This window comes from Streptomyces sp. bgisy027 (assembly GCF_057710365.1).
In genome coordinates this window covers 89,348-101,797 of the sequence record NZ_JBYIVZ010000022.1, presented here as the reverse complement: position 1 = coordinate 101,797, position 12,450 = coordinate 89,348, and the positions used below count along the sequence as shown (strand labels likewise).

Below are 12,450 nucleotides of genomic sequence, written 5' to 3'. Positions count from 1 at the left end.
TCAGGGGCGCGGGGAACTGCGCGCTCAGCCACCACGCACCCGCACTCGGCGACGCGCAGTTCCCTTACGGCGACTAGCCGCGATTCAACTCGAACCAGACAACTTTCCCGGTGCTCAACCGGGTGGCCCCCCACCGTCGAGCCAGCCGGTTGACGAGATACAGCCCCCGCCCGCCCTCATCGGTGGCCCGGGCCTGCCGCAACCGAGGCAGCTGCGGCACATCGTCGCCGACCTCGCACCGCAGCACATCGGTCCGCAGCAGCCGCAGCGTCACCGGCCGCGAGGCGTACCGCACGGCGTTCGTGACGACCTCGCTGACCAACAGCTCGACCGAGTCGGTCAGTTCCTCCAGGCCCCAGCGGGCCAGCGCACGCCGCGCCAGCCGCCGGGCACGGCCCGGAGCCGCGTCCTCGGGCTCCAGGAACCAGTACGCCACGTCGCTCGGCGCGATGCCGTCGAAGCGGGCGGCGAGCAGCGCGATGTCGTCGTCCCGGTCGCCCGGCCCGAGCATGTCGAGCACCTCGTCGCACAGGGCCTCCAGCGGCGGCGGATGGTCGGGCCCGGTGAGCTGGGCGGTCGCGGCGAGCTTCTCGCGCAGCTGTTCTATGCCGGTCCAGACGTCGCGCAGCCGGGACTCGACCAGGCCGTCGGTGTAGAGCAGCAGGGTCGCCCCGGCCGGTGCGTCCAGTTCGACGGCCTCGAAGTCGACGCCGCCGACCCCGATCGGCGCGCCCGCGGGCACCCGGAGCACCTCGGCCCGGCCGCCCAGGTGCAGCAGGACGGGCGGCGGATGACCGGCGTTGGCGATGGTGATGCGGTGCGAGACCGGGTCGTAGACCGCGTACAGGCAGGTCGCCATGCGGTCGGTGCCCAGGCGCTGGGCCTGCTCGTCGAGGTGGTGCAGGACCTCCTGGGGCGGCAGGTCCAGGCCGGCGAGAGTCTGGGCGGTGGTCCGCAGCTGGCCCATGATCGCCGCCGAGGTCATGGAGTGGCCCATGACGTCACCGACCACCAGCGCCACCCGGCTGCCCGGCAGCGGGATCGCGTCGTACCAGTCGCCGCCGACGCGGGCCGTCTCGGCCGCCGGGAGATAGCGGGAGGCCAGTCGCACGCCGGTCGGGCGGGGGAGCGTCTCGGGCAGCATGGTGCGCTGGAGCTCGTCGGCGATGTACGCCTCGCGGCCGTACAGCACGGCCTTGTCGATGCCGAGCGCGCTGTGCGTGGCGAGCTGGGCGGCGACCAGGAGGTCGTCCGGCTCGAAGGCGAGGCGCTCCGGGCGGCGCAGGAAGACCGCGGCGCCGATGACCCGGCGGCGGCCGCGCAGCGGGGCGAGGATCGCGCGCTGGCCGTCGGGGATGATCAACTGGCCGTCGTCGCCGACCAGCTCCGGCAGGGCGGCGCGGGCGGCGGGCGCGTCGGCGAACACGGGACGTACCCCGCGCAGCACCTCGGCGAGCGCGCCACCGGGACGTACTTCGCACAGTTCGGCCGTCAGCGACGACAGTTCGGAGAGCTCGGTCGGCTCCGGCTGCTGCTGTGCGGGCAGGAAGCCGTTCTCGCTGTCCCGCTCCTCCGGGATGCGGTCGGTGCGGCGCAGCCGCAGTACTACGGGCCCGGTGGGCCGCTCGTCGCCGACCGGCAGGGGGTCGCGCAGATAGACGAGGATCGCGTCGGAGAAGGTCGGCACGGTCGCCCGGCACAGCCCCATCACGATCTCGTCCAGGTCGATGCCGCGGGCGATGCGCCGGGTGGCCGCGCCCACGAAGCGCAGCCGGTCGCCGTCACGCCGCATGGGCGTCGGCCGGCCGGGCTGCACGGCCTGTCCGGTGCGCCGCTCGGCGGAGACCGACGGCTGTTCGGTGCCGGGCTGGGGCGGGATGGCCTCTGTGACGGGCCGCGGCCGGTGAGTGTCGGGCTCGGCGGCGACGGAGGGCTGCGAGTGCTCGGGGCCGTTGCCGGCGATGTCTGGGTGCTCCTTGCTCGGGCCGGACGGTGCGGTGGTGCCCGGCGTGGAGGGGGTGTCACCGGTGCGCGCCTGCGCGGGTAAGGCGGTGCCGCCGCCAGGGGTGTGCGGCGGCGCGGAGTGCGTCGTCGACGGTGTCGAGGCACGCACGAGCGCCCCGCGGGACTCCGCGGGGTCGACGCCCGTCTCGGGGCGTTCGAAGGAGGTCGGCTGCTCCGTCACGCCTTTCGAATCCATCCGTCCGGGGCTGCGCGCCGCGCGTGCAGTTCGTCCCGCCGAAACTCCGATACCCGGAATACGTGCCCCAGGAACGGAATTCCCGCGTGGCCAGAGACAGTTCCTGTGCCACCGGTGCAGGACCGCCTCCGGTCCGTACTGGCATCGCCCTGGTAACCCTCGCTCACGTCCTGCCGCCCCTCGGTGACGATCGGTCAAGCCCGGCGCGCACTTCGGTAGTTGCCCTTGCGCGCCCTTGCGGAGGACGATCCTACGTTTGTAGCCCGGGGGCGCATCAAGGGTCTCATGAGGACATGTGCGCGGGCGTGCGATCCCAGTCCTCAGGCAAAGAAGGTACAGCCCAGGCGGGATCGGGGCGCCAGTGCTGCCATCCGTCGGCGAACGGAGGCCCCCAGGCGCGGATCATCTCCACCGCGTCGCGGCCCGCCCGGCGCACCCGCGCGGCCAGCTGTTCGTCCATCAGCCCGTCCCGCTGGGCCTGCGCGAACTCGTCCTCGTCACGCCAGTGCCAACTGCGGTCCGGATGCACGGAGATGTCGAGGAAGTGGTCCTCGGAGTCCACCCCGCCCGACCAACGGGACAGCGGCTCCTCAAGGTTCACGTACCAGTTCTTGAACTGCCACCCCGGCTCCCAGAACAGCCACACCGACCACGGCTCACCGGGGCGTGCGAGCTTGAGCACACCGGTCCCGAACCACCGGTCGCGCTGGACGGAACGCGGCTTGGTGTAACGGGTCCCAAGGGGCTCCTGATGCACTGACGTGCCATCGGCGAGCACCGGCTTGACGCACTCCGTGCCCGGGGCGAGCCACACGGCGAGGATGTCCTCGTCGTCGCGGACGACGGTGACGGGGCGCACGATGTGGAAGCGACGGCCGGCGTTCTCCCGGTACCGCCACAGGATCCGCGTCCCGGGCGCCCAGCGGCCCGGCGAACCGCCCGCCGCCACTTCCGTCGTCATCGCTCCACCGTCCGTCATGAACAGATATTAGGTGCCACAGGCATACGACGCTGCGGCGCCCGTCACGGTTCACACCACCGTGATCATCGGTTACGGCCGTGTCATCCTCAGCACGTCGAGGGCCTCGTCCAACTGCTCCAGCGTGAGGTCGCCGCGCTCCACGTAGCCGCCGTCCAGGACGACTTGGCGGATGGTCCTGCGCTCCGCGAGGGCCTTCTTGGCGACCTTGGCGGCCTCCTCGTACCCGATGTACTTGTTGAGCGGGGTGACCACGGAGGGTGACGACTCGGCGTACTCGCGGGCCCGTTCCCGGTTCGCGGTGATGCCGTCCACGGTCTTGTCGGCGAGCAGCCGGGAGACGTTGGTGAGCAGCCGGATCGACTCCAGCACGTTCTTGGCGATGACCGGCAGCATCACGTTGAGCTCGAAGTTGCCGGCCGCGCCCGCGGCGGCGACGGTGGCGTCGTTGCCGGTGACCTGGGCGGCGACCATGAGCACGGCCTCGGGGATCACCGGGTTGACCTTGCCGGGCATGATCGACGAACCGGGCTGGAGATCGGGCAGGTTGATCTCGGCGAGCCCGGTGCGCGGCCCGGACGCCGCCCACCGCAGATCGTTGGCGATCTTCGTCAGGCCCACGGCGATGGTCCTGAGCTGGCCGCTGGTCTCGACGATGCCGTCCCGCGCGCCCTGCGCCTCGAAGTGGTCGCGGGCCTCGGTGAGCGGCAGCCCCGTGACGCGGGCGACCTCCTCGATGACCGCGGCGGAGAAGCCGGGCGGGGTGTTGATGCCGGTGCCGACGGCCGTGCCGCCCAGGGGCAGCTCGGCGAGGCGGGGGAGGGAGGCGTAGAGCCGCTCGACGCCGTAGCGGATCTGGGCGGCGTAGCCGCCGAACTCCTGCCCCAGCGTCACGGGCGTGGCGTCCATGAGGTGGGTGCGCCCCGACTTCACCACGTCGGCGAACTCCCCGGACTTGCGCTCCAGGGCGGCGGCGAGGTGCTCCAGGGCCGGGACGAGGTCACGGGTGACGGCGGCGGTCGCGGCGATGTGGATCGACGACGGGAAGACGTCGTTGGACGACTGCGAGGCGTTGACGTGGTCGTTCGGGTGGACGTCCCGGCCGAGCCGCTCGGTCGCGAGCGTGGCGACGACCTCGTTGGTGTTCATGTTCGACGAGGTGCCCGAACCGGTCTGGAAGACGTCGATCGGGAAGTGCGCGTCCCAGTCACCGCGCGCGACCTCCCCGGCCGCCTCCTGGATCGCCTCCGCGATGTCCTCATCGAGCACGCCGAGGCGCGCGTTCACCTTGGCGGCGGCGCCCTTGATGCGCGCGAGCGCCTCGATGTGGGCACGCTCGATGTGCTGTCCGGAGATCGGGAAGTTCTCGACGGCACGCTGGGTCTGGGCCCGCCACTTGGCGTCCGCCGGGACGCGGATCTCGCCCATGGAGTCGTGCTCGATGCGGTATTCGCTCATGCCCGGTACAGCGACCGAGCGGGCCCGGATGTTCCGGGCCCTGCGCCGATCGCGCGACCGAGCGGGCCCGGGGGGCTTACGCCAGACCGGGGCCGCGCACCGGGATGCCGGTGAACGCCGGGGCGGGCGCCGGGTCCTGGAAGAAGTCGTTGGACTTGTTCGTCCGACGGCACCACTCAGCCCGTCCGGCGTGTGAGGACGAGGCCGTTCAGGCCGAAGGGGGCCTGGGGCGCAGCCCCAGGCGGGGGCGAAGGGGCGGAGCCCCTGGGGACGGGACGGGTAGGGGCAGCGGGGGCGGAATCCATCTCCGGCCGCCCGATGGCGCTACGCCGGCCCGGGGCCCCGGACCGGGATCGTCGTGAACGTCGGCGCCGGAGCCGGGTCCTGGAAGAAGTCGTTGCCCTTGTCGTCGACCACGATGAACGCCGGGAAGTCCTCGACCTCGATCTTCCAGACGGCCTCCATGCCGAGCTCCTCGTACTCGACGACCTCGACCTTCTTGATGCAGTCCTGGGCGAGGCGGGCGGCGGGGCCGCCGATGGAGCCGAGGTAGAAGCCGCCGTGCGTGTCGCACGCGTCGGTGACCTGCTTGCTGCGGTTGCCCTTGGCGAGCATCACCTTGGAGCCGCCGGCGGCCTGGAACTGCTCGACGTAGGAGTCCATGCGGCCGGCCGTCGTCGGACCGAAGGAACCGGACGCGTAGCCCTCGGGGGTCTTCGCCGGCCCGGCGTAGTACACCGGGTGGTCCTTCAGGTACTGCGGCATCTCCTCGCCCGCGTCCAGCCGCTCCTTGATCTTGGCGTGCGCGATGTCACGGGCCACGACCAGCGGGCCGGTGAGCGAGAGCCGGGTCTTGACCGGGTACTTGGTCAGCTCGGCGAGGATGTCGTCCATCGGCTGGTTGAGGTCGATGCGCACGACGTCCGAGGACTCGTCGAGGTGCTCGTCGGTCGTCTCCGGCAGGAAGCGCGCCGGGTCCGTCTCCAGCTGCTCCAGGAAGACGCCCTCGGCGGTGATCTTCGCGACGGCCTGGCGGTCGGCGGAGCAGGAGACGGCGATGGCGACCGGGCAGGAGGCGCCGTGCCGGGGCAGGCGCACCACACGCACGTCGTGGCAGAAGTACTTGCCGCCGAACTGCGCCCCGATGCCGATCTTCTGCGTCAGCTCGAAGACCTTCTCCTCCAGCTCCTTGTCCCGGAAGCCGTGCCCGAGCGGCGAGCCCTCGGCCGGGATCTCGTCCAGGTAGTGCGCGGAGGCGTACTTGGCGGTCTTCAGCGCGTACTCGGCGGAGGTGCCGCCGACGACGATCGCCAGGTGGTACGGCGGGCAGGCGGCCGTACCGAGCGAACGGATCTTCTCCTCCAGGAACTTCATCATGGAGGACTCGTTCAGGACGGCCTTGGTCTCCTGGTACAGGAAGGACTTGTTGGCGGAGCCGCCGCCCTTGGCCATGAACAGGAACTTGTAGGCGCCGCCGTCGGTGGCGTACAGCTCGATCTGGGCCGGCAGGTTGGAGCCGGTGTTCTTCTCCTCCCACATGGTGAGCGGAGCCATCTGCGAGTACCGCAGGTTGAGGTTGAGGTAGGCGTCGTAGATGCCGCGGGACAGGGCCGCCTCGTCGCCGCCCTCGGTCAGCACGTTCTGGCCGCGCTTGCCCATCACGATCGCCGTGCCGGTGTCCTGGCACATGGGCAGCACGCCCGCGGCCGCGATGTTCGCGTTCTTCAGCAGGTCCAGCGCCACGAACTTGTCGTTGCCCGACGCCTCGGGGTCGTCGATGATCCGGCGCAGCTGGGCGAGGTGCGCCGGGCGCAGGTAGTGCTGGATGTCGTGGATGGCCTCCTCGGCCAGCTTGCGCAGCGCCTCCGGCTCCACCTTGAGGAACGTCCGCCCGTCGGCCTCGAAGGTGGAGACACCCTCGGCGGTCACCAGCCGGTAGGGGGTGGTGTCCTCTCCCATGGGGAGCAGATCGGTGTACGCGAACTCAGGCATCTCGCCCATTCCTCACTCGACAGACAGCGGCTGGCCTCCATGGGCAGCGTCCACCAGCGTAGGACCTGCCGCCGGTGCCGAGCTTGTGAGGTAAGGCTCAGTTCGACGGTCGTCGTAGGACCCCGCGAGGGGCTATCGCGATCTATCGTGTTTGGGTACGCTGCTGCCGTGGACCTTCAGAAGCGCACCGCGCCCGCTCCCGCCACCGAGCTCCGGGCCTCCGACGCCGACCGCGACCGGATCGCCGACATCCTGCGCGACGCCCTGGGCGAAGGGCGCCTGACCGCCGATGAGCACGCCGAGCGGGTCGAGGGTGTCCTGGCCGCCAAGACGGTCGGTGAACTGGAGGTGTTCATCCGGGATCTGCCCGCCGCACAGCGGCGCCGCGAGCCCTACGTCGCCGCCCCCAGCCGCCCGGCCCCGGGCGCGATCCCGGTCGAGCCCGACGACAACGTCGTCGCGGTGTTCAGCAGCGCCGTCCGCAAGGGCCGCTGGCGCGCGGGCCGCCGGATCCACGCGTACGCGATCTTCGGCAGCGTCGAGATAGACCTCAGCGAGGCGCTCTTCCAGTACCAGCACGTGATGATCCGGGCGATCTCGGTCTTCGGCAACGTCGAGGTCCGCGTCCCGGAGAACGTCTCGCTGCGCGGCGCCGGCGGCGGTGTGCTCGGCAACTTCGAGGTGGACCACCTCGACGCGGAGGACCCCGAGGCGCCGGTCGTCCATGTCGACGGCTGGGCCGTGCTGGGCAACATCGAAGGCAGGCCGAAACGGGGCAAGCTCGTCGCGGACATACTCGATCGCGTTCAGCGCAAGGTCGACAAGAGTTTGCGCAAGCATCTGGATCGTTGACGGTAGTGAACCGGACCGGCCGACTCCGGCTGTCGGGCCGCTGAAGCGCCGTGCCGCGGTGCGCGGGACCACCCGGAATCCAGCGGTTCGGAACTCACTGCATAGGCGCGCGCACAGCGGGTAGACCTTGCTGCATCGTCTCTCGCTCGCGAAGCCGTCGTCAGGAGTAGACCGTGCTGCAACCGCCGCATTCGTCCATGCAGGTAGCTGCCGTTCCGGCCCAGCGGGTGCCAGCGCGAGACAGGGACCAAGACGCCCCGTGGCATACGGAGGCCGTGTGCCGCCGTGACGAGGCCGGCCTGTTCTTCGCCCCCTCCAAGGAGCCCACCGCGGCCCGACTCTCCCGTGAGGAGGCGGCCAAGCGGGTCTGTGCCCGCTGTCCGGTCATGGTCGAGTGCCGTGAACACGCCCTGCTCCAGCCCGAGCCGTACGGCGTCTGGGGCGGCCTCACCGCCGCCGAGCGCCGCGTGGTCCTGGCCAGGCGCCGCCGCCGCGACATGGAGCTGAAGAAGGCGGCGCGGGCGGCGAACCGGATAGCGCAGGCGGGCTGACAAACGAGAAACAGGGCGCCCCCTCCGCACCGGGGGCGCCCTGTCGGCTGCGCGGATCAGCTGGGGGCGGGTGACCGCCCCGCGCTCACTTCGCCCTGTCGAAGTCGATCGCGCTGTAGGCCCGCAGCTTGCTCAGCCGGTGCTCGGAGTCGATCCGCCGCACCGTCCCCGACTTCGACCGCATCACGATCGAGTCGGTGGTGGCGTTCTCCGACCGGTAGCGCACGCCGCGCAGCAGCTCGCCGTCGGTGATGCCGGTCGCGACGAAGAACACGTTGTCGCCGGAGACCAGGTCGTCGGTCATCAGGACCCGGTCCAGGTCGTGCCCCGCGTCGAGCGCCCGCTGCCGCTCCTCGTCGTCCTTCGGCCAGAGCTTGCCCTGGATGGTGCCGCCGAGGCACTTCACGGCACAGGCCGAGATGATGCCCTCCGGCGTACCGCCGATGCCCAGCAGCATGTCCACGCCGGTGCCCTCGCGCAGCGCGTAGATCGAACCCGCGACATCGCCGTCGGAGATCAGCTTGATGCGCGCGCCGGCGTCCCGGATCTCCTTGATGATGCCCTCGTGCCGGGGCCGGTCCAGGATGACGACGGTGACGTCCTCGGGCGTGGAGCGCTTCGCCTTCGCGACCCGGCGGATGTTCACGGCCACGGGCGCGTCGATGTCGACGAAGTCGGCCGCCTCGGGCCCGGTGACCAGCTTGTCCATGTAGAACACGGCGGACGGGTCGAACATGGACCCCCGGTCGGCCGCGGCGAGCACGGCGATCGCGTTGGGCATGCCCTTCGCGGTCAGCGTGGTGCCGTCGATCGGGTCGACGGCGATGTCGACCTCGGCCCCGGTTCCGTCGCCGACCCGCTCCCCGTTGAAGAGCATCGGCGCCTCGTCCTTCTCGCCCTCACCGATGACGACGACGCCGTTCATCGACACGGTGTGGACGAGGGTCCGCATGGCGCGTACGGCGGCACCGTCGGCGCCGTTCTTGTCGCCGCGCCCCACCCAGCGGCCGGCGGCCATCGCGGCCGCCTCGGTCACGCGGACCAGCTCCAGGGCGAGGTTGCGGTCGGGGGCTTCGCTGGGTACTTCGAGCTCGGACGGCAGATGATGATGATTCTCGGTCATCGAGGCGCACCTTTCTGATACGACGACGGCCGGATGAGGGTTCGTCCCCGACTCTATCCTCGGGCGCGCAGAATGAGCAGGGGACCCCACGGATGAGCGGCCGGGGCACCTGCGACGATAGGGGGCGTGGCAGGTTCGAACGGCAAGCAGAAGTCGGTCCGCAACATGGTGCTCTCGCTGGGAGTGACCGTGCTCGCGGCTGGAGTCATCTATCTCTTCGTCCCCCGTGACGACAGCGCTCCCGAACTCCCGCGGATCGACTACCGCGTCGAACTGCTGACGGCCCGGCGTGCGGCGTCCTACCCGGTGGCCGCGCCCGAGGGACTGCCGGAGAGCTTCAAGGCGACGTCCGTGCGCTTCAAGGGAGACGACTTCGACGCCTGGCACCTCGGCTTCCACACCGCCGGCGGGGAGTACCTCCAGGTCGAGCAGTCGGCCGAGAAGCCGGCGACGTTCCTGGAGAAGGCCACCCAGGGCGGACGGGCGAGCGAGGTCACCGAGAAGATCGGCGACCGGACCTGGACGCGGTACACGGGCGGTCGTTACGACGCGCTCGTGCTGGAGGAGAAGGGCGCGACGACCGTGGTCGCGGGCACGGGTTCCTTCGAGCAGCTGTCGCAGGTGGCGAAGGCGCTCAAGTCGCAGTGACGCCGCCCGCGCAAGACGCGCTCACGCACCGCGCGTGACGAAGGGCCCCGGCTTCCTGTCCCTGCGGATCTCGAAGTCCATCGCACCCCTTGAACCGGGGTGTTGCAACGACCACTGGAACTCAAGTCCGGCCGGGGGCCCTTCGTCATGCTCGGTCGGGCGGGTCAGACCGTGGTGACGACCTGGTCGAAGTCCAGGCGCGGGGAGCGCGGGTACCAGGCGTCGGCGCCCGGCTTGCCGATGTTGACGACCATCAGCGGGGCGTGGTCGTCGTCCAGGAACTCCTTGCGGACGCCCGCGAAGTCGAAGCCGGTCATCGGCCCGGCGGCGAGGCCCGCGGCGCGGATGCCGACGATGAAGTACGCGGCCTGGAGGGCGGCGTTCATCCCGGCGGCGTTCTCGCGGGCCGGGCGCTCACTGAAGAAGACGTCCTTGGCCTGCGGGAAGGCCGGGAACAGGGTCGGCAGCTCCTCGTGGAACTCGTTGTCCGCGGAGAGGATCGCGACCAGCGGGGCGCTCGCGGTCTTGGCCTGGTTGCCCTCGGACATGTGCTGCACCAGACGCTCACGGGCCTCGGCCGAGCGGACCAGGGTGATGCGCAGCGGGGTCTGGTTGAAGGCGGTGGGGCCGTACTTGACCAGGTCGTAGATCGCCTGGACCTGCTCCTCGGTCACCGGTTCGTCGGTGAACGTGTTCGCGGTGCGGGCCTCGCGGAACAGCAGGTCCTGGGCGGCGGGGTCAAGAACGAGAGACATGCGTGAACCTTCTCGGGTTGTGCGTGTGCGTCATGGGCGGTGCGTAAACGGACCGTGGACCGTTTACGCTGAAGACGGTACGCCAGACATGTTCAAGGTTCAACAAAAAGCGGGGTGTGGTGATCCGCTTCACAGTCCGATCAGGTGTGACGGCTCTCGGTCGCCCCGTCGGCTGGCTCGCCGGCGCCGCCTAGGACTCGTCCCCGGCGCTCTCCCGCACGGCCTCCGCCTCGGCCTCGGCCTCCTCGGCCAGGGCCGCGTCCAGCCGCGCCCGTGCCCCGTCCAGCCAGCGACGGCAGACCTTGGCCAGCTCCTCGCCGCGCTCCCAGAGCGCGAGGGACTCCTCCAGCGTCGTACCGCCCGCCTCCAGCCGCCGGACGACCTCGATCAGCTCGTCCCGGGCCTGCTCGTACCCGAGCGCTTCTTCCACCTTGCTGGTCATGCGCCCACCCTATGCATCGGCTTGTGCGTCGACAGCAGCGTCGACCCGTACGGAGAACTCGCCCTCGGCGACCCGCGCGCGCAGCGCCTCGTCCGCGGTGACCTCGCCGGGGTCGCGGACCACGTGCCCGTCGGCCCGCTGGAGCACGGCGTACCCCCGCTTCAGGGTCGCCGCGGGGGAGAGAGCCACCACGCGCGCGTGCGTGTGCGTCAGTTCGGAGTCGGCGCGGTCGAGGTGGTGGCCCAGGCAGCGGCGGCCACGGTCGAGCAGGGACGCCACATGGTCGGCCCGCTCGTCGATCATCCGGTGCGGATCCTCTATCGACGGCCGCGCCAGGGCGTGCGCCAGCCCGCGCTCCTCGCGCTCGACGAACGCCTCGACGCACCGCCGGGCCCGGTCGCGCAGCATCCGCACCCGCTCGTACTCCTCGCCCACGTCCGGCACGACCTTCTTGGCGGCGTCGGTCGGAGTGGAGGCGCGCAGGTCGGCGACATGGTCGAGGAGGGGGTTGTCCGGCTCGTGCCCGATGGCCGACACCACCGGCGTACGGCACGCGGCGACGGCCCGCACGAGCTGCTCGTCGGAGAAGGGCAGCAGATCCTCGACGCTGCCGCCGCCGCGGGCGACGATGATCACGTCCACGTCGTCGATGCCGTCGAGCTCCTTGACCGCCTGCACGACCTGCGGCACGGCGTGCACGCCCTGCACGGCGACGTTGCGCACCTCGAAGCGGACGGCGGGCCAGCGGTGGCGGGCGTTCTCCAGGACGTCCCGCTCGGCGGCGGAGGCGCGTCCGCAGACCAGGCCGATGAGCTGGGGAAGGAAGGGGAGCGCCTTCTTCCGCTCCGGTGCGAAGAGCCCCTCGGCGGCCAGCGCCTTCTTCAGCATCTCCAGCCGGGCGAGCAACTCGCCCACGCCGACCGGCTTCATCTCGGTCGCGCGCAGGGAGAGCTGGCCGCGCGGGGCGTACCACTCGGGCTTGGCGAGCACGACGACCCGGGCGCCCTCGGTCACCACGTCGGCGACGGCGTCGAAGACCTGCCGGTAACAGGTCACGCTCACGGAGATGTCGTACGACGGGTCGCGCAGCGTCAGGAACACGACGCCGGCGCCCGGCCGCCGCGACAACTGCGTGATCTGCCCCTCGACCCACACCGCCCCGAGCCGGTCGATCCACCCCCCGATGAGCCGCGACACCTCACCGACGGGCAGGGGGGACTCCGGGGTCGTGTTCACAGCCATGCGGCGAGCGTAACGGCCGCCACCGACAACGCCGACCAGCCGAACGGGGCGGGGCGCGGACGCTCCAGGCCGGGTGCCCTCCGTCGTCCGGCGTAGCTTCCGTGGTCCCGCCCCGCGACCTCCCGCATCCGCCCGCCCCGCCCGGCGACCCGTCCCCCACCCTTCACACCGCGGTGCCGGTCTCCTCGTCAAGCCGTCACCCTCGTGA

The 12,450-nt window shown here is 71.1% G+C and carries 11 protein-coding genes; 3 read left to right on the top strand and 8 right to left on the bottom strand.

Annotated features, from left to right (window positions below; all coding sequences use genetic code 11):
* Positions 1-73: 73 nt before the first annotated feature.
* The 4 genes from AC3ETA_RS23445 to AC3ETA_RS23430 form a co-directional block, all read right to left on the bottom strand.
* A complete protein-coding gene (locus AC3ETA_RS23445) occupies positions 74-2,200 on the bottom strand; it encodes a SpoIIE family protein phosphatase (protein WP_432194854.1) in 2,127 nt (708 codons plus the stop codon).
* A 283-nt stretch (positions 2,201-2,483) separates the two neighbouring features.
* The gene (gene fomD / locus AC3ETA_RS23440; protein ID WP_432194853.1) at positions 2,484-3,179 is read right to left on the bottom strand and encodes a cytidylyl-2-hydroxypropylphosphonate hydrolase; all 696 of its coding nucleotides are present in this window, start codon (positions 3,177-3,179) and stop codon (positions 2,484-2,486) included.
* Between the two features lie 72 nt (positions 3,180-3,251).
* Positions 3,252-4,637 carry a class II fumarate hydratase gene (locus AC3ETA_RS23435; protein ID WP_432194852.1) on the bottom strand — a complete coding sequence of 462 codons (1,386 nt, stop codon included), beginning with the start codon at positions 4,635-4,637 and terminating at the stop codon, positions 3,252-3,254.
* A 324-nt stretch (positions 4,638-4,961) separates the two neighbouring features.
* Entirely contained in the window at positions 4,962-6,629 is a 1,668-nt protein-coding gene (locus tag AC3ETA_RS23430; protein ID WP_432194851.1) for a fumarate hydratase, read from the bottom strand.
* Positions 6,630-6,797: 168 nt separating this feature from the next.
* Between AC3ETA_RS23430 and AC3ETA_RS23425 the strand changes: the two genes are divergently transcribed.
* On the top strand, positions 6,798-7,481 hold the full coding sequence (locus AC3ETA_RS23425) for a DUF1707 SHOCT-like domain-containing protein (RefSeq protein WP_432194850.1): 684 nt from the start codon (positions 6,798-6,800) through the stop codon (positions 7,479-7,481).
* A 173-nt stretch (positions 7,482-7,654) separates the two neighbouring features.
* Positions 7,655-8,032 (top strand): WhiB family transcriptional regulator, encoded by a 378-nt coding sequence (locus AC3ETA_RS23420; RefSeq protein ID WP_269643755.1) that lies wholly within the window; start codon positions 7,655-7,657, stop codon positions 8,030-8,032.
* Between the two features lie 85 nt (positions 8,033-8,117).
* Here the strand turns inward: AC3ETA_RS23420 and glpX are convergent, their stop codons facing one another.
* Complete coding sequence (gene glpX, locus AC3ETA_RS23415) at positions 8,118-9,155, bottom strand: class II fructose-bisphosphatase (RefSeq protein ID WP_388213041.1); 1,038 nt, start codon at positions 9,153-9,155, stop codon at positions 8,118-8,120.
* Positions 9,156-9,281: 126 nt separating this feature from the next.
* On the opposite strand from glpX, the gene AC3ETA_RS23410 reads away from it, so the two are divergent.
* Positions 9,282-9,803 (top strand): DUF4245 domain-containing protein, encoded by a 522-nt coding sequence (locus AC3ETA_RS23410; protein WP_432194849.1) that lies wholly within the window; start codon positions 9,282-9,284, stop codon positions 9,801-9,803.
* A gap of 164 nt (positions 9,804-9,967) precedes the next feature.
* Here the strand turns inward: AC3ETA_RS23410 and AC3ETA_RS23405 are convergent, their stop codons facing one another.
* The 3 genes from AC3ETA_RS23405 to xseA form a co-directional block, all read right to left on the bottom strand.
* Complete coding sequence (locus AC3ETA_RS23405; RefSeq protein WP_432194848.1) at positions 9,968-10,558, bottom strand: malonic semialdehyde reductase; 591 nt, start codon at positions 10,556-10,558, stop codon at positions 9,968-9,970.
* A gap of 190 nt (positions 10,559-10,748) precedes the next feature.
* The gene (locus tag AC3ETA_RS23400; protein ID WP_432194847.1) at positions 10,749-11,000 is read right to left on the bottom strand and encodes an exodeoxyribonuclease VII small subunit; all 252 of its coding nucleotides are present in this window, start codon (positions 10,998-11,000) and stop codon (positions 10,749-10,751) included.
* A 9-nt stretch (positions 11,001-11,009) separates the two neighbouring features.
* A complete protein-coding gene (gene xseA, locus AC3ETA_RS23395; protein WP_432194846.1) occupies positions 11,010-12,242 on the bottom strand; it encodes an exodeoxyribonuclease VII large subunit in 1,233 nt (410 codons plus the stop codon).
* Positions 12,243-12,450 lie beyond the last annotated feature (208 nt).